This is a genomic window from Paraburkholderia sp., from assembly GCF_035501035.1.
Taxonomy (GTDB): Bacteria; Pseudomonadota; Gammaproteobacteria; order Burkholderiales; family Burkholderiaceae; genus Paraburkholderia.
This window is the reverse complement of sequence record NZ_DATJWR010000360.1, coordinates 14,640-34,873: the sequence shown is the minus strand read 5'-3', so window position 1 is coordinate 34,873 and position 20,234 is coordinate 14,640. Positions and strand designations below refer to the sequence as shown.

The window sequence follows — 20,234 nt, the reverse complement described above, 5'->3', positions numbered from 1 at the left end:
GCATTGGGGCCGCTGCGAGAAGGCGCCACGGTCGCCGACGTCGCCGTGGCAAGCGGCTTCACCGACCAGAGTCATTTCACGCGACACTTTCGCCGCATGTTCGGCGTGCCGCCGGGGCGCTGGCAGTCGTCCTGACGCACGCCGTCTCGCACACGCCGTCTCGCGCGCAGCCGCAAGAACGTACAAGCCACGCGCACGGGCGCCCGCTATCCTGTCCCCTTGCATCAGGAGGACAGTTTGACCACGCAATCCAACCCGCGGCCCAGGCCGCATCCGAAGCGAGCCGCGGAATTCGTCGCCGGCGCGCGCGACACCATTCCCATGATGATCGGCGCCGCGCCCTTCGGCGTGATCTTCGGCACGCTCGTCACCTCGGGCCCGCTCTCGCTCTGGCACGGCCAGTTCATGTCGCTTGCCGTGTTCGCCGGCTCCGCGCAGTTCATCGCGCTCGGGCTGATCGCCTCGCACGCGAGCTTCGCCGTGATCTGGGCCACGACGCTCATCGTGAACCTGCGCCACGTGCTCTACAGCGCGACGCTAGCGCCCTATGTCTCGCACCTGCCGCTGCGCTGGCGCCTCGTGCTCGGCGCGTTGCTCACCGACGAGGTATTTGCCGTCGCCTGGGCGCATTTCCGCCGCCATCCCCCCGGCGATGACGTCTCGCCATGGCATTTCCTCGGCTCGGGGCTCGCGATGTACCTGAACTGGCAACTCTGGACCGCGGTCGGCCTGCTGTTCGGCGCCGCGTTCCCGGGCCTGCAGTCGCTCGGCCTCGACTTCGCGATGGTCGCGACCTTCATCGCCATCGTCGTGCCGCAGCTCGTCGCGCTGCGCTATCTCGCCGCCGCCGTGACCGCGGGCGCACTCGCGTTTTTCTGGCAGGGCTGGCCATACAAGCTCGGGCTGCTCGGCGCGGTGCTCGCGGGCGTCGTCGTGGGCGTGGTCCTGTCTCGTCCCGGTTCGCCGCGCGGCGCCAGCGCCACCGGCCAAAGCCCCTGCAAGCCCCCCAACGTCCAGCGCACCGCAGGAGCCGGCCAATGAACTACGTCGTCCTGATCCTCGGCATGGCGCTCATTACCTGGCTCGTGCGCACCGCCGTGTTCGTGCTCGGCGAGCGCCTCGTATTCCCGCCGCTCGTGCGCACCGCGCTCGGCTTCGTACCCGTCACCGTGCTCACCGCCATCATCGTGCCGATGGCCGTCTCGCCTCACGGCCAAGGCGCCGAACTGAGCTGGCGCAACCCGCAGCTCGTCGGCGCGCTGGCGGCGGTCGTCGTCAGCGCGCTCACGAAACGCCCGCTCCTCACCATCGCAGTCGGGCTCGGCGTGTTCTTCCTCTGGCAAGGCGTCGTCCTGCGTTAGCACAGCCCGGCGCCACGCGCGCTCAAGTTTCACCCCGTCCCGCCGATAAACCCGTCAAGGCCTGCTCTGGCGGCGCCGCGCATCGTCAAAACGCGCGGCCCGCGCGGGCACCGGCCAGTGCTCGAACGGCGAGAGCGCAGAAGAAGGGCGATAAGGATTACACCGGGGCAACCACAATGGGGCAAATCACCCTAAACCTGAAGGAAGAAACACTTGCGTCGCTGCGCAAGGACTTCGACGCGTTCCTGCGCGTCTCGCTCAAGCTCGACCCGCAATTCGCCACGCCGTCGTTCGAGGATTACCTGCGCGCGAAGCTGCTCGACAACATGACGCCGCTCACGGAGCACGCCGTGCAGCGGCTCCTGCAGGGCGGCCAGTACGCCTGGGCCAAGCGCACGCTCGACAAGGAATTTCCCGAGGTCGTCTCGATCCTGATGCGCCAGGCCGGCGAATTCGGCTTCGGCTTCGCCTCGCGCCCGGAGTGGACGCCCGACGAACTCTCGAAGCAATGCCGCGACTGGGCCGCGGCCATCGTCAGCGAAGCCCAGGGCGACGCCTCGCTCGTCGACCCGCTCGCGGCGCAGATCAAATCCGGCGTGCAGGACATCCAGGCGCTCGAAGAATCGATGCAGACGCCCGCCTGGCGGCTTTCGGAGTCGCTGCGCCAGCGTGTGTACGAAGCGAAGATCGGTTGCGAGCAGGCGAGCGGCAGCCTCGCGCGCGAGCGTCTGGGCGAGCTGCGCGGGCTGCTGCGGCTCGGCATCACGCATGGCGCGTTCCAGAAGCAGGAGGCCCAGCAGATCATGGAATACCTGCGGCTGCTCAAGCCGGAGATCTTCGTCGAGGAGCCCGACGACATATTCACGCGCCTTGCCGCGTGGCTGCGCAACTTCTTCATGCCGCCGGCGCGCGGCGCCACGCGCGAGCAATCGCGCTGAGCGCCGCCACACGCCGCCTCCTGGCGGCAGCGCCGCGCTTGTCGTGCACAACGCGCGAGGCGCATCCCGTCAGGCGTGCCCTACTCGGCGTGACCCACCACGCGTAGCCCACCAGGCGTGCTCTACTCGACGTGCCTCACCATGCGTGCCCCACCGGGCGCGCTCTACTCGACGTGCCTCACCATGCGTGCCCCAACTCGGCATGGTGACTCACTCGGCGGGGCCCACTAATCCCACATCCTCCTGAGCTTCGCGGCGATCTCGACCTTCGCCTGCGCGGCGGCGGCGAGTCCCGTCGCACTCGGCGCACTCGCCACGGGCGCGGGCGGCCATGCCCGCGATTCGAACAGCGGCAGCATCGTCGCGGCAATGAAACGCGTGCGCGAAGCCCACACGTGATGGTCGCCCGACGCCATCTGGTTATGCACGTAAAAACGCTGCGGCACGACGATGTGCAGATCCTCCTTCGCGCGCGTCATCGCCACATAGAGCAGGCGCCGCTCCTCCTCCAGCTCCTCGTCGCTGCCCGCGCCGAGATCGGACGGGATGCAGCCGTCCACGCCGTTGAGCACGAACACGTTGCGCCACTCCTGCCCTTTGGCCGAATGGATCGTCGAGAGGATCAGATAGTCCTCGTCGACCAGCGGATCAGCCGATTCGGCGCTCGTCGCATCGGGCGGGTCGAGCGTGAGCTCGGTGAGAAAGCGCTCGCGAGAGGCGTAGGTGCTCGCGATGCTCTCCATCTGCAGCAGATCGGCGAGGCGCACCTGGGCGTCTTCGTGATTGCGCTCCAGATGCGGCTCGTACCAGCGCCGCACGCGCTCGAACTCGGCGGGCCAGGGCGTGGCGCGCATCGAGAGGCTGTCGATGAGCGAGGCGAACGCAGGCCAGTCCTCGGCCGCGCGCGGCGGCGGCGCGAAGGCCGCGAGCGCTTCGGCTGCGCGATACGCGCCCGTACAGGCCGCCACCTGGTCGAGCAGCCGCGCCGCGTTGGCGGGCCCAACGCCGGGCAGCAATTGCGTCACGCGAAAGCCTGCCACGCGGTCGAGCGGATTCTCGGCCCAGCGCAGCACCGCCAGCACGTCTTTCACGTGCGCTGCGTCGAGAAAGCGCAATCCGCCGAACTTCACGAATGGAATGTTGCGCCGCGCGAGTTCGATTTCGAGCGTCGCGCTGTGGTGCGCGGCGCGAAACAGCACGGCCTGCTGCTTGAGCTTCATGCCGGCCTCGCGCGCCTCGAGAATCTGCTCGACGACGTAGCGTGCCTGGGTGGCCTCGTCGGCGACCGTGACGAGGCGCGGGCGCTGCTGCGAAGCGCGATCGGTCCACAGATTCTTCGTGAAGCGCTCGGCGGCCGCGTCGATCACCGCGTTCGAGGCCGCGAGTATCGGCGAGGTCGAGCGGTAGTTGCGTTCCAGCGTGACCTGGCGCGCGGGCGGATCGAACTGCGCCGGGAAGTCGAGAATGTTGCGCACGGTCGCGCCGCGAAACGAGTAGATGGCCTGGGCGTCGTCGCCGACCACAGTGAGGCCGCGGCCATCGGGCTTGAGCGCCAGCAGGATCGAGGCCTGCAGGCGGTTGGTGTCCTGATATTCGTCAACGAGGATGTGATCGAAGCGCCCCGCGAGATCGGCGGCGATGGCGGGCTCAGCGGCCATATGCGCCCAGTAGAGAAGCAGATCGTCGTAGTCGAGCACGTTCTGCTTCTGCTTGGCGTCCACGTAGCCGGCAAACAGCGCGCGCAGTTGCGGCTCCCATTCGAGGCACCACGAGAACGAGCGGTTGAGCACGTTCGCGAGCGAGTCGCCCGTGTTCACCGCGCGCGAATAGATCGCGAGGCACGTCGATTTCGATGGAAAGCGCTTTTCCTTCGCCGACAAACCCAGTTCGTGGCGCACGAGGTTCATGAGGTCCGCGGAATCCTCGCGGTCGCTGATCGTGAACGCCGGCGAAAGGCCGATTCGTTCCGCGTATTCGCGCAAAAGCCGGGCGCCCACCCCGTGAAAGGTGCCCGCCCAGGAGAGTCCCTGTGCGAGCGCCGCGGCCGCGCCCGGCGCGCCAGCGGCGATGCGGGCCACGCGCCGCGTCATTTCCTGCGCGGCGCGGCGCGAGAACGTGAGCAGCAGGATGCGATGCGGGTCCGCGCCGTTCGCGATCAGATGCGCGACGCGGTGCGCGAGCGTGTTGGTCTTGCCCGAGCCGGCGCCCGCGATCACGAGCAGCGGCGCCGGCAGCGCCGAGCCCGGCGCGTAGCCCGCCTCGGCCCCATGCTGGACGGCCTCGCGCTGCGCGTCGTTGAGCTTTGCGAGCCATGCCGAGACGGCTTGGGCCACATCGGCGCGTGCCTCGCTGGCGGCGGGGGCGAACGGGGAATCGGCGACGGAAACAGTGGACACGGCGGGCGCAGGATGAATGAACGTGGGCAATCGCAGGTGAGCGACGCACACTGTATATCCATACACCCCGCATCCGCAAGCGCCTGATTTTGCGGCGATCTGGCGATATTTAGCGCCAACTCCGTTCCCGATATCGATGCCGGTTTCATCCGCATGGCCCGAACGTCAGAAAGCGAAGCGGCGGCGCCCGCTGCCAGATGCCGCCGCTTCAAGCCCCTGCCACGCCGGCGCAGAGGCGGGCACGACCGGCCTCAGCCGCCTACGGCTGCGCGTGGTCGCCCTGCTGCTGGGCCGACATGCCGTTCATCTGGTCCTTCATCTCCGAGTCGTTGGCCTGGCGGTCGGCCTTGCGGTTGATCTTCGCGTCCTTCACCTGGGCCTTGTACTGCGACTTCGCCTGCTTCTTCGCTTCGCCGTACTCCGCGTTCGCCGACTTTTTGGCACTGCGGTATTCGGCGTTCGCCGCCGCGTTGGCATTGCGCTTTTGCACCAGCGGATCCGGCGACTGCGGCGCGCTCAAACTCTGCGGCGCGGGCGCGGGTTGCGCGATGCCTGCTGCCGCCGGCGCCTGGCCAGGTGCCGCCCCCGGCGCCATGGCCGGGGCGGCCGAAGGCGCCATCGCGGGGGCTTCGCCGACAGCCTGTGCCGCGTCCGGGGACGCATTCTGGGCAAAGGCGCCCTGCCCGAAAATGGCGGCGGACGTGAGAGCAGTAGCAGTGAGCAGCTTGCGAATCTGGGTCATGGCGTATCCTCTTTGCAGTGGTTCCGAAGGCGCTTTTGCGGCGGGCACGCCCGCCACTGCCGCGCCCCCGCTCGATGGAGCCGCCTGCGCGGCCGTCTCGATCACGGGTGAAACCATTCTCGTCTGAGGATCGCAGCGGGGTCTCGCAACGTTACTCAACGTTTCATTTGCTGACGAATTCATAACATCCGGCCCCGAGATGTGACAGCCGCACGGGCGCTGCCAGGGCCGCGACAAGCCTGCGATCGCTTATGATGCTCACCCTTTGCGCGCCTCCCGCGCGCGTGCGAATTTCCCATCCGCCATGCCCAATCTCGATTTCACGCTGACCGGCGACTATGTCGAACTGCACAACCTCCTCAAGATCACCGGCCTCGCCGATAGCGGCGGCTCGGCCAAACAGATCGTCGCCTCGGGCGCGGTAAAGGTCGACGGCGAAGTCGAACTGCGCAAGACCTGCAAGATCCGCGCAGGCCAGGTCGTGCTGTTGGGCGACACGCGCATTGCCGTGAAGGAAGCCGGGTAACGTCCCTTCAGTCCCTTCAGCACCCTTCGGGGTGGTCGAACGCGAGCCGGAAGACACTCGTCGTCACACGAAAGCGACGCAAATGCACCAAAAATGAGCATTTCGATCGACAACCGGACGATCGCGCAATAAGCTTTCAAATTCGACAGACAAACCCGCAGAGCCGTACGGCGCGATCGCTCGCGCCGCTTGTTTTTCATGAACCGAACCCTGCTCTCCAGACGCGCCATTTCCGCGCCGCCCACCCTGCGCCGCCACGCCGCCGACACCGCCCGCCTCGCCGGGCCGCTCGCGATCGCCCAGCTCTCGCAGATGGCGATGAGCGTCACCGACACGGTGCTGCTCGGCTCGCTCGGCGCCGATGCGCTCGCGGCGGGCGGCCTCGGCGCGAACCTGTTCTTCGTGGTGGTGACCGTGCTGCAGGGCGTGCTGACCTCGGTGAGCGTGAGCGTCGCGCAGGCGCGCGGCGCGGACAACGAAAGCCACGTGCCGCACATCTACTGGACCGGCTTCGCGCTTTCGCTGCTGCTCTCACTGCCGGCCTTCGCACTGCTTTCGTTTGCGGAACCGATCCTGCGCGCGCTCGGGGAGCCGACGCTGCTCGCACACCACGTCGGCGAATACACGGCCGTGCTGCGCTGGGGCGCGCCCGCAAGCCTGATCGGCGTGGGCCTCATGCGCTCGTTCCTGCCCGCCATCGGCGCGGCGCGGCGGCTCCTGTGGGTGTCGATCGCGGGCGTGTTCTTCAACGGCTTTCTCAATTACGGGCTGATCCACGGCGCGTGGGGCCTGCCGCGCCTCGGCTTTCTCGGCTCGGCGGCGGCCACGGCCACGACGGTCTGGCTCACCGCGCTCGTGCTGATGGCGCTCCTGCACCTGCGGCCGTCGCACCAGCATTTCGTCATCGCGCGCCGCCCCACCGCGCCGCTGATGGGTGAGCTCTTCACGATCGGCTGGCCGGTCGCGATCACCTATGCCGTCGAGGCGACGCTCTTTCTGGCCACCGGCCTGCTCGCGGGCCTGCTCGGCGCTACGCCGCTGGCGGCACACCAGATCGCCCTGAACGTCGCTTCGGTCACCTTCATGGTGCCGCTCGCGATCGGCCAGGCGGCCAACGTGCGCGTGGGTTTCTGGTCCGGCGCGGGCATGCCGCGCGCGGCGCGCCATGCGGGGTTCGTCGCGCTCGCGCTGGGCGTCGGCTTCATGTCGGTCTCCGCACTCGTGATGGTGCTCGCGCCGCACTGGATCGTCGGGCTCTATCTGCATCTCGACGACCCGGCCAACGCGCACACGGTCGCGCTCGCAGCGACGCTGCTCAGCGTCGCCGCCATCTTCCAGATCGTCGACGGCGTGCAGACCGTGGGCTCGGGCTGCCTGCGCGGCCTGAAGGACACGCGCGTGCCGATGGTCGCGGCCACGATCGGCTACTGGGGCATCGGCTTTCCCACCGGCTACGCGCTCGCGTTCCACTTCGGGCTCGGCGCGCTCGGGCTCTGGTGGGGCCTCGCCGCAGGGCTCACGAGCGTCGCCGTGCTGATGACCTGGCGCTTTCATCGCATGAGCCGGCGCGCCGAAGCGCGCGCCTGATCCGTTTTGTCCTTTCGTCCTTTCGTCCGCTTGGCCCCTCCCGGCCGCCCCGGCGCGGCCGGTTAGAATACGCGGCTGGCGCCGCGTGCGCCGTCCGTCCCACAAGGGCAGGAATATGGGCCGGGTCGGCGTCGAAGCCGTGACTCCAGTCGACGGCTTTGCACGGGACCGGTGTAAGCGCTGAAGCGCGAACTCCGGTCGACCGCCCCCCAGCGTGCCCTGCCGGCCACCCCGGCGCCGCCCGCCACGCGCACCCCGGTCGGCGTTTTGCGCTCGCAAGCATCGACGCCACGCCACGACCCGCAGCACCGGCGCACACGCCCAGCGCGCGTGCCGCCAGCGCCACGAAACATAACGAACCACTCTGAACGGACCACCCTTTCATGCTTGCCCCGATTACCCGACTGTTCCCACTCTGGGCCGTCCTCGTTTCGCTCCTCGCCTACTTCGATCCGGGCCTCGTCGCGCCGGTCGCGCCGCACGTCACCACGCTCCTCATGATCATCATGCTGGCGATGGGCGTCACGCTATCGTTCGCCGACTTCCAGCGCGTCTTCACGCGCCCCGCCCCCGTCGCGGCCGGCATCTTCCTGCACTACCTGGTGATGCCGCTCGCGGCCTGGGGGATCGCCAAGGTCCTGCACATGCCGCCCGACCTCACGGCCGGCATGGTGCTCGTGGGCAGCGTGGCCAGCGGCACGGCCTCGAACGTGATGATCTATCTCGCGCGCGGCGACGTTGCGCTCTCGGTCACGATCAGCGCGCTGTCGACCATCGTCGGCGTGTTCGCGACGCCGCTCCTCACGCGCCTGTACGTCGATGCCTCGATCGTCGTCGACGTGCGCGGCATGCTCATGAGCATCCTGCAGATCGTCGGCCTGCCCATCGCGATCGGCCTCGTCGTGAACCGCCTCGCGGGCGGCCTCGTACGCCGCGTCGAGCCGGTGCTCCCGCTCGTCTCGATGGCGTCGATCCTCGCGATCATCGCCGCCGTGGTGGGCGGCACGCATGCCAGCATCGCCACGGTCGGCCCGCTCGTCGCGCTCGGCGTGGTGCTGCACAACGGCATCGGTCTGCTCGGCGGCTACTGGGGCGGGCGCCTGCTCGGCTTCGACGAGTCGGTGTGCCGCACCCTCGCGATCGAGGTGGGCATGCAGAATTCGGGCCTCGCCGCGACGCTCGGCAAGCTCTACTTCTCGCCGCTCGCCGCCCTGCCGGGCGCGCTGTTCTCGGTCTGGCACAACCTCTCGGGCTCGGTTCTCGCAGGCTACTGGGCCGGCAAGCCGGCGCGCGGCAGCACGCGCGACGCACAACGCGCCGCTGGCGCGACGCCCGAGCGCGGCTAAGCCCAGTGGAGCGCGGGCTGGCGCGCCCCGCGCGGCAAGCGCGGGAATCGCGCTGCCGTGAAGCGCAAAGGCGGCACGAAAACCGCCTCGACGCTCACGCCATGCGCTCCTGCGGCGCGCGTGCCCGCGCGCCGGCCAGCCCGCGCGACGTACGCCGCGCGAGGCGCGAGCGCACCCAAACGCACAGCCGTGCAAAGCGCCAATCGGTCGGCGACGCGAGCGGCTGCACCTCGAAGCGCACCGCTTCCCGCCATCCACCGATGCGCGCCCGCTCTCCCGGCGCAAGAGGCAGCCCCTCGCCCGGCTCGAGCCAGTAATCCTCGCCATCGCCCTCCACCGTCATCCAGACGCGGCCCTCGAGCGCCATCACGATGCAGCCCTGCGCCGGACGGATCGTGCGGCAGGCGTCGCGTGCCACCCATAGCGCGAGCGTCCCTGCGGTTCCTCCTCTGGTTCCTGCTCTCATTGCGGTCTCCCGTCGTTCGACATGCGCGCAGTGTCGCGCCGCAGCGGCTACGGACGTTTCCGGCCGCAGTGAAACGTCGGTGCCACGCGGCCCGAAAATTGCTCACTCGCGTTGCTCGCCGTCGCAAGCCGGGCGGAGCGTTTCCCGTAGAATCGTCGCGAAGGCCGTACAACGAAAATGAATCATCACGCGCCCGGCTGTGCACTCACCAACCATCGTGCGTGAGACCAGAGTAAGGAGAATCCGCTTGCCAGCGCATCCCGCCTTGCTGCAAGCCGCTGCGCGCCGCTCCTCGGCCCCGCGCCACGTGGGCCTGACGTGCACCGCGCCGCGCGCCGCGCTGCTCCGCACGCCGCTCTTCCCGGTGCTCGCCTCGCTACATCACCCGCAACTGCACCCGCTGCTCGCCCCGCTGCGCGCCTGGCTACGCCATCCACTGCTCGCCCCACTACTGCCGCCCCTGCTCGTCCCGCTGCGCGCCTTGCTCGTGCTCCTTTGCCTCGCGCTCGCCGTGTCGGGTTGCGCGTCGCGCCCGCCGGCCACCGACTACCCGCGCGAGACGAGCGCGGCGATGCCCGCCGCCGAGGCCAACGCCACGCCGCTCGGCGTCGCGCTCGCCGCCCTCGCTGCCGCGCACCCGGACGAATCGGGCTTTCGCCTGCTCGCCACCGGCACCGACTCGCTGCAGATGCGTATCGCGCTCGCGCGCGCGGCGACGAAAACGCTCGACATGCAGTACTACATCGCCAACGAGGACACCACCGGCAAGCTGCTGCTCGGCTCGGCGCTCTATGCGGCCGATCGCGGCGTGCGCGTGCGCATGCTCGTCGACGACCTGAACTTCCACGACATCGACCGCCTGATGGCCGCGCTCAACAGCCATCCGAACATTCAGATCCGCGTGTTCAATCCGTACGGCAGCACGAGCGAATCAATGCTCCTGCGCACGCGCAACTTCCTCACGAACGTCGACCAGTTCACGCGCCGCATGCACAACAAGGCGACGATCGTCGACAACGAGCTCGCGATCGTCGGCGGCCGCAATCTCGGCGACGAATACTTCAGTGCGAGCGAGACGCTGCAGTTCACCGACCTCGACGTGCTCGCCGTCGGGCCAGTGGCGCGAAGCGTCTCGGCGAGCTTCGACGAGTACTGGAACAGCTCGATCTCCTACCCGTTGAACGTGCTCAATCATCAGAAGTTCGATCCGCACGATCTGGACGCCGCGCGTGACGAGCTGCGCAAGCACTGGCGCGAGAACGCCGACCCTTACAACGCCAAGCCGCTCAATGCCACGCCGCTCGCGCAGCAGATCGCGCACGGCGAGCTCGGGCTCGTCTGGGCGAAATGGCAGTTCGTCGCCGACTCGCCCGGCAAGATCGCGGATGCCAAGCAAGGCGAGATGGGCGACGCGATGCGCTCGCTGCTCGATCGCATCCATCAGGCGAAGCACAGCGTGCTGGTCTTTTCCCCGTATTTCGTACCGCACGACGCGGGCGTGCAGGCGATCCACACGCTCACCTCGCACGGCGTGCGCGTGGCGATCCTCACCAACTCGCTCGCCGCCACCGACGCCATCGCGGTGCAGGCCGGCTACAGCCCGTACCGCGTGCCGCTGCTCGAGGCCGGCGCCGAGCTCTACGAATTCAAGCCGACCCAGCCCGAGCGCACCGCCGAACGGCGCTTCGGCATCGTGGGTTCGCGCTCGCGCGCGAGCCTGCACGCGAAGGCCTATGTGATCGACGAAAGCACGCTCGTGATCGGCTCGCTCAATCTCGACCCGCGTTCGGCTCACTTGAACACCGAGCTCGCGCTCGCGATCGAGAGCCCGCGCGTCGCGCACGATGTGGCCGGCTATTTCCTGCTCGCGACCTCGCCGAAGGTGAGCTACCACGTCACGCTCGCAACGCCGGCCCAGCTCGCCTCGCTGCGCGGCGGCCCGATCTCGTCGCCGCTCGTCTGGACCGACGAGGAGGACGGCATGATCCGCACCTACAACCTCGATCCCGGCGCGGGTTTCTACCGGAATCTACTAACCGGGCTATTCTTGCTGTTGCCGGTCGACAGCCAGTTGTGAGCCCGCCGGCGGGTCGATCCGTCGCCCCGCCACCGCACGCCGCAACGAAGCCGCCGCTCGCGCAATGCGTCATGCCGTCGTAGCGTCGTGCCATGCGCCGTCGAGCCAGTCGCGAAGCCGAGGCTTCCTCGCCACGCGCGTCGCGTCTTCGCAGCGGCCGCGCTGCCGGTTTTGTCGCCCTTGTCGACTTTGTCGTTGTTGTCGCGAGGCGTGCCGCGCCGCCGCAGGCCAGCCACCACGCGGATCCGAACCCGTCACGAAAGCGGCGCCACGCACGAAGCGGGCGCCGCCTCAATCACCGGAGCATCAAATGACCGCAAGCCATGAAAACGTCCGCATGGAGCGCGACACGTTCGGCGAGATCGCCGTGCCCGCCCAGCAGCTTTGGGGCGCGCAAACGCAACGCTCGTTGCAGAACTTCCGCATCTCGACCGAGAAGCAGTCGCCGGAGCTCATCACCGCGCTCGCGACGATCAAGCGCGCCGCGGCCGAGGTGAACCTCTCGCTTGGCGTGCTCGACGAAACCAAGGCGCGCGCGATCATGCAGGCCGCCGACGAGATCATCGCGGGCAAGCATGCCGGCGAGTTCCCGCTCGCCGTTTGGCAGACGGGCTCGGGCACGCAGACCAACATGAACCTCAACGAGGTGATCGCGAACCGGGCGAGCGAGATTCTGGGCGGCGAGCGCGGCGAGGCGCGCAAGGTGCATCCGAACGACGACGTGAACCGCGGCCAGTCGTCCAACGACGTGTTCCCCACGGCCATGCACGTGGCCGCGGCGTACGGCATCGTCAAGCACCTGCTGCCCGCGCTGAAAACGCTGCGCGACACGCTCGACAGCAAGGCGAAAGCCTTCGCGGACATCGTCAAGATCGGCCGCACGCACCTGCAGGACGCCACGCCGCTCACGCTCGGCCAGGAGTTCTCGGGCTACGTCGCGCAGGTCGATCACGGCATCAGGCATCTGGAATCGACGCTGCCGCACCTCTACGAACTCGCGCAGGGCGGCACGGCGGTGGGCACGGGCCTGAACGCGCATCCGCAGTTCGCGCAGAAAGTGGCGGACAGCATTGCGAAGCTCACGGGCGTGCCCTTCGTCACCGCGCCGAACAAGTTCGAAGTGATGGCCGCCGCCGACGCGCTCGTGTTCGCGCACGGTGCGCTAAAAACCGTGGCCGCGAGCCTCATGAAGATCGCCAACGACATCCGCTGGCTCGCGAGCGGCCCGCGCTGCGGCCTGGGCGAATTGTCGATTCCCGAGAACGAGCCGGGCAGCTCGATCATGCCGGGCAAAGTCAATCCTACGCAGTCCGAAGCAGTCACGATGCTCTGCTGCCAGGTGTTCGGCAACGACGTGGCCGTGAACATGGGCGGCGCGAGCGGCAACTTCGAGTTGAACGTGTTCCGCCCGATGATCGCGCACAACGTGCTGCAGTCAATCCGCCTGCTCGCCGACGGCGCACTCAGCTTCAACGATCACTGCGCCGTGGGCATCGAGCCGAACCGCTCGCGCATCGACACGCTGCTCAACGAATCGCTGATGCTCGTCACGGCGCTCAATCCGCACATTGGCTACGACAAGGCCGCGCAGATCGCCAAGAAGGCGCACAAGGAAGGCACCACGCTCAAGGCCGCGGCGCTCGCGCTCGGCCACGTGACCGAGCAGCAGTTCGACGAGTGGGTGAAGCCCGGCGAGATGGTGGGCAATCTGAAGCGCTAGACGCCTGAGCGACGTCTCCGACGTCGCAAACGAAAACGGGCGGCGAGGCTTTCCCCCTCGCCGCCCGTCTTTATCTCGCCGCTCAGATTTCGCCCTTGGCCACTTCCTCGGGCTTGAGCTCGACGATCGCGTCGAGCGCATCTTTCACGTCGAGCGCGTATTTCGCGAGGCGCTTCTGCTCTTCCGTTTCCGGCACGAACTCCGGCACGGGGATCGGGTTGCCGTTCTCGTCGACGGCCACGAACACGATCAGGCAGTCGGTGGTGAGGCGCAGTTGGCCGCTCTTCGGGTCGCCCGCGTGCACGGTGATGTGGATGTGCATCGAGGTGCGGCCCGTGGCCACCACGCGCGCGCGCAGCTCGACCATGTTGCCGACCAGAATCGGCCGCCGGAAGCGGATGTTGCCCACGCTCACGGTCACGCAGTAGCGGCCCGACCAGACCGCCGCGCACGCATAGGCGGTTTCGTCGATCCACTTCATCAGCGCACCGCCGTGCACTTTGCCGCCGAAATTCACCGACGTCGGCTCGGCGAGGAACCGGAACGTCGTTTCCGAACGGTCCAGCGGCTGGGTGGGCGTCTTCATGTCGGCTTTGCTCATGGCGATTCCGCGAGGGCGGCTCGAATTGTGGGGTAAGGAGGCGTCGATTATACGAGGGCAATAAGGCAGGCGCAGAGCGTTCTGCGGCGTGCAGCATGGCCCGCGCGCGCCGCCGCTTCAGCTCGCCGCGAAGCGCGCCCGGTAATCGAGCGGCAGCACGCCGTAACGACGCTCGAACGCGCGCCGCATGTTTTGCTCGTTGCCGAAGCCGCAGTCGGCCGCAATGCGCTTGAGCGGACGGCGAGACTGCACGAGCGCGTGCGCGGCGGCCTCCACGCGCATCGCCGAGACCGTGCGCGCCGGCGTGCGGCCCACCGCCTCGACATAGCGGCGCGCGAAGGTGCGCGGGCTCATGCGCGCCTCCTCGGCGAGCCGCTCGACGCTCAGTTCGACGTGCAGGTTCGCGGCGATCCAGCCGTGCAGCGCGTCGAAAGCGCCGCCCGCCGAGTCCTGCGCTGCGAGCGCCTCGCTGAACTGCGACTGGCCGCCCGGCCGCTTCATGAACACGACGAGGCGCCGCGCCGCCTGCATGGCGACCGCGTGACCGCAGTCCTCTTCGATCAACGCGAGCGCGAGATCGATGCCCGCGGACACGCCCGCCGAAGTCCACACCACGCGGCCGTCGCGCTCGTCGCGAATGAAGATCGGCTCAGGATCGACCTCGACACGCGCGAAGCGCCGCGCGAGCTGCGCGGCATTGCGCCAGTGCGTGGCGGCGCGGCGGCCATCCAGCAGGCCCGCCGCGGCGAGATAGAACGCGCCCGTGCAGACCGACGCGACACGCCGCGCGTGAGGCGCGGCCGCCGCGATCCACGCGACGAGCTCGGATTGCAGGATGGTGGCGTCGTCGATGGGGACGCCGGGCACGATCAGCGTGTCGATCGTGGCTGGATCGAGCGTGTCGAGCCGCTCGGTGACGACGGGCATGCCCGCGAAAGTCGGCAGCACGCCGCCGGCCACCGAGGCGAGCGTCGTGCGATAGGCGCAGGGCTCGCCGTGCGTCGGCCCGCGGGCAGCGCGCATCGCCAGCTCTGCGCGCCAGAACGCCTCGACGGGACCGCAGGCGTCGAGCAGCACGAGATCGGGCGCGACGGCGAATACGACGTGGCGTGCGGCGGCGGCATTGGACGCATTGTGCGGTTGAGGCGGCATGGCGGCGATATCGATGCAAACGGGATGCTCGCATGATCGCATGCGCGCATTTGGCAGTCAGGTCAAACCTGCTTCAATTCCTGCCAGCCGGTCGGCCAGATGCCGTGGGGCAACGTTCCGATCACTTGTGAACCGTGATGCCCTCGTCGATCGTGCCGTACATCGTGATGCTGCTCGCGCCGCCCAACGGGGTGGAGCCGCCTTGTGCGCAGGCCGCCAACAAGGACACGAGCGCAGCGATAGCGAAAAGAGCCAGAAAGCGTTTCATGACGGGAAAGCCATTTGCGTGGATTTGCGCGAACTTGCGCGGATTTGGGTGGAGGAGGCCATTCTAGCGCGGCGCTCCTGCGCGCCGCATTTCGCACCGTCGCAGGCGCCGCGCTGCATGGCTGCATGGCTGCAACCGATATTTCATCGCAGACTGAAACGTCGAATGCGTGAGTTCGCTAGAGTAACGACGTGGGCTCGCGGCATGGTTTCGCATGCGCGCCGCAGCCGCCATCGCACGAAGTCAAGGAACCGCCATGAACCTCCCCGCCAGCGACGAATCGAGCCACTTCCCCGGACTTGCGCGCGTGGCCGCCCTGCTCGCCGATCCCGGCCGCGCCGCGATGCTCTGGGCGCTCATGGATGGCAGCGCGCGGCCGGCCGGCGAACTCACGATGATCGCGGGCCTCTCGCCCTCGGCGGCAAGCGGCCACCTCGCACGACTGACCGACGGCGGCCTGCTCGCCCTCGACGTACGTGGCCGCCACCGCTACTACCGCATCGCGACGCCCGAAATCGCCACCGTGATCGAGGCGCTCATGAACGTCGCGAACGCCGCCGCGCCGCAGCGCCACGCGCCACAGCCGGTGCGCACCGTGCCGCTCGACATGCGCCACGCGCGCACGTGCTACGACCACATGGCAGGCGAAGTGGCCGTCCAGGTGTTCGAGCGTCTCGTGGAGGGCGGCCTGCTCATGCGCGATGGCGACGCTCTCGACGCCACACCGGAGGGCACGGCGCGCCTCGCGGACTGGGGTGTCGACGTCGCGGCGCTGCGCACGCGGCGTCGGCGCTTCGCCTGCACCTGCCTCGACTGGAGCGAACGTAGGCCGCATCTGGGCGGGGCGCTCGGCGCGGCGCTGCTCGGCTCGTGGACCGATATCGGCTGGATCGAGCGGACGAGCCGCCCGCGCGTCCTACGCATCACGCCCAAAGGACAACGCGAATTCGACGCGCTCGTGGGCACTTGATATGCGGATCGGCGGCGCAGTCAGCTGACAAATAGCCGACGAAATCTCCTGATCAGGCGCACAGAAGCGGGAAAGCTAGCTTGTCTCGCCCGCGTTCACACGTTCTGTTACATCTGGTGCATAAGCCATAACAAATCCGCGCGCCTGGAAACAGGCACGGCAGATACAGTGCCTTTCATGGGGCCTGAATCACGCCGACGCCCCTGCCCGGCACGGGATGGGACGAGGCGCTATGGGACGGGAGTCATTGCTGATGCGCTGACTCCGGTCGATTCGCCAGGTACCATCGACCGCCCTGCATGGGATGGCATAAGCGCTATGGGACCGGGGGCAGTGCTTCAGCACGACAACTCCGGTCGGCACGACCTGGTGCCATCGACAGGAGAACGAACATGACAACGCCCACGCCTACAATCACACAATTCAGCCGCGCCTCCCGCCGCACGCTATTTGCTCTCGCTGCGCTCGCCGCGCTCAATGCCGGCATCGCGCCCACGGCCTTCGCACAGGCCGCGCCGCCCGACGCCTCGCCCGCCCCCGCCGCCGCGAGCGCCGATCCGCCCGCACGCGTCGCGCGTCTCGACTACATGGCCGGCGCCGTGACCACCGAGCCGGCCGGCGCGAGCGACTGGTCCTACGCGCAGCTCAACCGTCCGCTCACGACCGGCGACCAGCTCTGGAACGACGCCAACTCGCGCTCCGAACTGCATATCGGCTCGACGGCTGTGCGCCTCGGCGCGCAGACGAGTCTCGACGTCCTCAACCTCGACGATCAGAGCGCGCAGTTGAAGGTCGCGCAAGGCACGCTCTCGACGCGTGTGCGCGAACTTCCGGCCAGTGGCTCGTACGAGATCGACACCCCGAACCTCGCGCTCGGCGTGACGAGCCCCGGCGACTATCGCGTGGACGTCGCGCCCGACGGCAGCACCACGACCGTCACGGTGCGCAGCGGCAGCGTGACCGTGTATGGCGAGAACGGCCAGATGCCGATGACGGCCGGCCAGCAGGTCCGCTTCGCCGGCACCGACCTGCAGCAGGTAGCGGGCAACGTAGCGCCGCCGCTGGACGCCTTCGACCAGTGGGCGCTCGCGCGCGACGCCGCCGAGGACCGGTCGGTCTCCGCGCGCTACGTTTCGCGCGACATCCCCGGTTATCAGGATCTCGACAACAACGGCACCTGGCGCAGCGACCCGCAGTACGGCGAAGTCTGGGTGCCAAACTCGGTGCCCACGGGCTGGGCGCCGTATCACGATGGGCACTGGGTCTGGCAGGCCCCGTGGGGCTGGACCTGGGTCGACGACGCGCCGTGGGGCTTCGCGCCCTACCACTATGGCCGCTGGGCCAATGTCGACGGCTCGTGGGCGTGGGTGCCGGGTCCGCTCGTCGAGAGCGCGCCGCCCGTGTATGCGCCGGCGCTGGTCGCGTTCGTCGGCGGCGCAGATGCTGGCGCGGACTGGGGCGTAAACCTCGCCGTTGGCGGCGTCGCGGCCGCGGGCGTCGCCTGGTTCGCACTCGGGCCCGGCGAGCCGTGGCACCCGCGCTGGGGCGGCTGGAGTCCGCATTACTACGATCGCGTCAACGAGACCGTCGTCGTCAACAACTATCGGCGTGACGGCAACATCACAAACATCAACGTTCACAACACCTACGTGAATTACCGCGTGCCGGGTGCGGTGACGGCGGTGCCGGCCACGGCGTTCGTCCATGGTCAGCCGGTTTCACGCTTCGCGCAGCGCGTGGATCCGCAGCAATGGCGCAACGCGCGCATCGAGTCGGGCACGCCCGGCATCGCGCCGGTCAAGGACAGCTTCGCTCCCAACCTGCGGCGTGCCGACTACCGGCCGCCGGCTGCGCTCAATCAACGCCAGGTCGTGGCTACGCGCGCTCCGGTCGCGCCCCCCGCATTTCACGACAGCCTCGCGCAGCGTTTCGCCCATGCCGGGGGCACCGTGCCGGGCGCGGGCGCGCCTGTGGTGCGCGTCTCGGCGCCAGCGCATGCTTCCTTCTCGCCGTTCTCCCCGGCCTCGCATGGCGCTTGGCCCGCGCAGAACGTGCGCGTCGTGCCGCCGCATTCGCCGGTGCTCGGCGCGACTGGCAGGCCGGGCCTCCCGCAGGCGCAGCTGGGGCGGCCAGGCGCGTTCGGCGCCCCCAATCCTGGCGCGCCGGCCGCCAACGCCATGCAGCACGGCCAGGCCGGCGTGCCCGCCGCCGTCGCAGAGGAACATGGCGTGCGGCGCCCGCCTCAGGTAGCCGGCCGGACGGAAGGCGCAATGCCGGCAGTGGGCCAGCCGGGTTCGAACGCGATGAACGGCCAGCACGGCGAAGCCCATCAGCCGGCCTGGACGCAGCCGCACGCGCCGATGGCGATGCGCGGCCAGCCGGGTAGCCAAGAGCGTAGCCAACCGGGCGGCAACGAGGCAGGCAAGCCACCCGCGCTCGCCATGCAGGAGCCGCACGACATGGCGCGCGCGCAGCCGCAGCCGCGAACGCCCGAACCGGGCGCGGCGCAACACGCCCCGCAGATGCCGCAGCAAGCCGAGACCCGGCCGTCGTCACGGCCCGATGCGCGCCCCGAATCCCATTCACAGGCGCAACCTCAGCCGCAGCAGCGCGCGGAAGTCCACCCGCAAGCCCAGCCGCAGCCGCGTGCGGAGTTCCACCCACAGGCTCAAGCGCAGCCGCGTCCGGAGTTCCGCCCGCAGCCGCAGCCGCGCGCGGAGGCCCACCCGCAGGCTCAAGCGCAGGCGCGTCCGGAGTTCCATCCGCAACCGCAGCCGCAGCCGCGCGCGGAGGCCCACCCGCAGGCTGAGCCACATCCGCAGCCCGCACCGCACCCGCAGGAGCGCGCAAGCAGCGGCAGTCACGACGATCACCACCGCAGCTGATCGCCACGCGCCCATGAAAAAACCCGCGAACGTCACCGTTCGCGGGTTTTTCTTATCGCGGCTTCACACCGGCATTCAGCCGAACGTTGCCGGACCTCGCCGGATCACACCGCCATGGGCGCGGTGAGCGGCTCGTGATGCCGGTAGTCGACGAGCGAGAAGTCGGACGGCTCGACCTTGTCGAGCCATTCCGGCTCGTAGACGCCCGTCTTCGCGTACTCGGGCACGCGCTCCGAGATGGCGAGGCGCGGACTCGCGTAGGGCTCCCGGCGCAATTGCTCGTTGAGCATGTCGAGCTGGTTCTCGTAGATGTGCGCGTCGCCGATGAAATACGTGAACCAGCGCGGCGTATAACCCGTCAGCCGGCCCACGAGATGCAGCAGCACCGCGCCCTCGGTCAGGTTGAAGGGCGTGCCGAGGCCCACGTCGTTGCTGCGGATATAGAGGCAAAGCGAGATCTCGCGCTTTACCGGATTCGGCAGGAACTGGTACAGCAGGTGGCAAGCCGGCAGCGCGATTTCTTCCAGCACCGCGGGGTTCCAGCCATGAAACAAAATCCGTCGGTCGGCGGGGTTCTGCATGATCGTGTCGAGACACTGGCGCAGCTGGTCGACCGCCTTGTAGAGGAGCACTTTGGGGCGGCCGCCTTCGCTGAACTGCGCTACTTGCGCATAGCCGCGCGACTGCGCATCGGCGAGCTGCGCGGCGGCATCGGCGTCGAGCACCTTGTAGGCCGGCCAGCGCCGCCACTGCACGCCGTACACGTCGCCCAGGTCGTCCGTTCCCTGACGGTACGGATTGGCGAGCCACTCGGCGTTATCGTTCGCGTTGGCGTCCCAGACCTTGCAGCCGAGCGCGCGGAAATCCGCTGCGCTGCGCGATGCGCGCAAAAACCCGATCAGCTCGCCCACCGCCGACTTGAACGCCAGCTTCTTCGTCGTCACGGCGGGAAACCCTTCCTGCAGGTCGAAGCGCAACATTGCGCCGGGCTGGCTGATGGTGCGAATGCCGGTGCGGTTTTCCTGCCAGGTGCCGGTGTCGAGAATCGAGCGGACGAGCTCGAGATACTGTTTCATGCGCGGTTCCCTCGTCGGGCACGTGGCGCCCGGTTCGGATTCAGGATGGAAAAGGGGGATTTTACCAGGCGCGCGCGACGCGGGTTGGCCACGCCAAAAGCATGTCGCCGCCCCGAATCGGGG

Annotated in this window: 19 protein-coding genes; 12 read left to right on the top strand and 7 right to left on the bottom strand. The window is 68.7% G+C overall.

The features are described from left to right. From VMJ11_RS26330 to VMJ11_RS26315, 4 genes are all read left to right on the top strand, one after another. Window positions 1-135 (top strand): helix-turn-helix domain-containing protein (locus tag VMJ11_RS26330; RefSeq protein ID WP_325623256.1); only part of this gene is annotated, 135 nt, incomplete at its 5' end. A 186-nt stretch (window positions 136-321) separates the two neighbouring features. Continuing rightward, window positions 322-1,041 (top strand): AzlC family ABC transporter permease, encoded by a 720-nt coding sequence (locus VMJ11_RS26325; RefSeq protein WP_325623254.1) that lies wholly within the window; start codon window positions 322-324, stop codon window positions 1,039-1,041. Continuing rightward, a complete protein-coding gene (locus VMJ11_RS26320; RefSeq protein ID WP_325623244.1) occupies window positions 1,038-1,361 on the top strand; it encodes an AzlD domain-containing protein in 324 nt (107 codons plus the stop codon). Before VMJ11_RS26325 ends, VMJ11_RS26320 begins: the two co-directional genes overlap by 4 nt. Window positions 1,362-1,537: 176 nt before the next feature. Continuing rightward, window positions 1,538-2,299: a DUF4088 family protein gene (locus VMJ11_RS26315; RefSeq protein ID WP_325623242.1), complete on the top strand. Its 762-nt coding sequence runs from the start codon at window positions 1,538-1,540 to the stop codon at window positions 2,297-2,299. Between the two features lie 227 nt (window positions 2,300-2,526). Here VMJ11_RS26315 and VMJ11_RS26310 read toward each other — a convergent pair whose 3' ends face one another. Together VMJ11_RS26310 and VMJ11_RS26305 are read right to left on the bottom strand one after the other, a co-directional pair. After that, entirely contained in the window at window positions 2,527-4,632 is a 2,106-nt protein-coding gene (locus tag VMJ11_RS26310) for an ATP-dependent helicase (protein WP_325623252.1), read from the bottom strand. A gap of 322 nt (window positions 4,633-4,954) precedes the next feature. Continuing rightward, entirely contained in the window at window positions 4,955-5,437 is a 483-nt protein-coding gene (locus tag VMJ11_RS26305; protein ID WP_325623240.1) for a hypothetical protein, read from the bottom strand. Between VMJ11_RS26305 and VMJ11_RS26300 the strand changes: the two genes are divergently transcribed. The 4 genes from VMJ11_RS26300 (at window position 5,436) to panS (ending at window position 8,896) form a co-directional block, all read left to right on the top strand. Next, entirely contained in the window at window positions 5,436-5,564 is a 129-nt protein-coding gene (locus tag VMJ11_RS26300; RefSeq protein WP_325623238.1) for a hypothetical protein, read from the top strand. The two genes, VMJ11_RS26305 and VMJ11_RS26300, sit on opposite strands and share 2 nt — an antisense overlap. A gap of 177 nt (window positions 5,565-5,741) precedes the next feature. After that, complete coding sequence (locus VMJ11_RS26295) at window positions 5,742-5,963, top strand: RNA-binding S4 domain-containing protein (RefSeq protein ID WP_325623236.1); 222 nt, start codon at window positions 5,742-5,744, stop codon at window positions 5,961-5,963. Window positions 5,964-6,161: 198 nt separating this feature from the next. Next, the gene (locus tag VMJ11_RS26290; protein WP_325623234.1) at window positions 6,162-7,550 is read left to right on the top strand and encodes an MATE family efflux transporter; all 1,389 of its coding nucleotides are present in this window, start codon (window positions 6,162-6,164) and stop codon (window positions 7,548-7,550) included. Between the two features lie 383 nt (window positions 7,551-7,933). Continuing rightward, complete coding sequence (gene panS / locus VMJ11_RS26285) at window positions 7,934-8,896, top strand: ketopantoate/pantoate/pantothenate transporter PanS (RefSeq protein WP_325623232.1); 963 nt, start codon at window positions 7,934-7,936, stop codon at window positions 8,894-8,896. 94 nt (window positions 8,897-8,990) lie between these two features. Here the strand turns inward: panS and VMJ11_RS26280 are convergent, their stop codons facing one another. Next, on the bottom strand, window positions 8,991-9,362 hold the full coding sequence (locus tag VMJ11_RS26280) for a DUF2917 domain-containing protein (RefSeq protein ID WP_325623231.1): 372 nt from the start codon (window positions 9,360-9,362) through the stop codon (window positions 8,991-8,993). 436 nt (window positions 9,363-9,798) lie between these two features. On the opposite strand from VMJ11_RS26280, the gene VMJ11_RS26275 reads away from it, so the two are divergent. Then, complete coding sequence (locus VMJ11_RS26275; RefSeq protein WP_325623250.1) at window positions 9,799-11,439, top strand: phospholipase D family protein; 1,641 nt, start codon at window positions 9,799-9,801, stop codon at window positions 11,437-11,439. A gap of 310 nt (window positions 11,440-11,749) precedes the next feature. Next, window positions 11,750-13,159, top strand: coding sequence for a class II fumarate hydratase (gene fumC, locus VMJ11_RS26270; protein WP_325623230.1), 1,410 nt, complete (start codon window positions 11,750-11,752; stop codon window positions 13,157-13,159). A gap of 82 nt (window positions 13,160-13,241) precedes the next feature. Here the strand turns inward: fumC and VMJ11_RS26265 are convergent, their stop codons facing one another. From VMJ11_RS26265 to VMJ11_RS26255, 3 genes are all read right to left on the bottom strand, one after another. Next, window positions 13,242-13,745: an acyl-CoA thioesterase gene (locus VMJ11_RS26265; protein ID WP_325623248.1), complete on the bottom strand. Its 504-nt coding sequence runs from the start codon at window positions 13,743-13,745 to the stop codon at window positions 13,242-13,244. 132 nt (window positions 13,746-13,877) lie between these two features. Then, window positions 13,878-14,912, bottom strand: coding sequence for a GlxA family transcriptional regulator (locus VMJ11_RS26260; RefSeq protein WP_325623228.1), 1,035 nt, complete (start codon window positions 14,910-14,912; stop codon window positions 13,878-13,880). A 121-nt stretch (window positions 14,913-15,033) separates the two neighbouring features. Beyond that, window positions 15,034-15,180, bottom strand: coding sequence for a hypothetical protein (locus VMJ11_RS26255; RefSeq protein WP_325623227.1), 147 nt, complete (start codon window positions 15,178-15,180; stop codon window positions 15,034-15,036). Window positions 15,181-15,436: 256 nt separating this feature from the next. Between VMJ11_RS26255 and VMJ11_RS26250 the strand changes: the two genes are divergently transcribed. After that, entirely contained in the window at window positions 15,437-16,150 is a 714-nt protein-coding gene (locus tag VMJ11_RS26250; RefSeq protein WP_325623225.1) for a helix-turn-helix transcriptional regulator, read from the top strand. 392 nt (window positions 16,151-16,542) lie between these two features. Next, window positions 16,543-19,035 carry a DUF6600 domain-containing protein gene (locus tag VMJ11_RS26245; protein WP_325623224.1) on the top strand — a complete coding sequence of 831 codons (2,493 nt, stop codon included), beginning with the start codon at window positions 16,543-16,545 and terminating at the stop codon, window positions 19,033-19,035. 104 nt (window positions 19,036-19,139) lie between these two features. On the opposite strand, the gene VMJ11_RS26240 is transcribed toward VMJ11_RS26245, so the two are convergent. Continuing rightward, complete coding sequence (locus tag VMJ11_RS26240; RefSeq protein WP_325623221.1) at window positions 19,140-20,111, bottom strand: thymidylate synthase; 972 nt, start codon at window positions 20,109-20,111, stop codon at window positions 19,140-19,142. Between the last annotated feature and the right edge of the window lie 123 nt (window positions 20,112-20,234).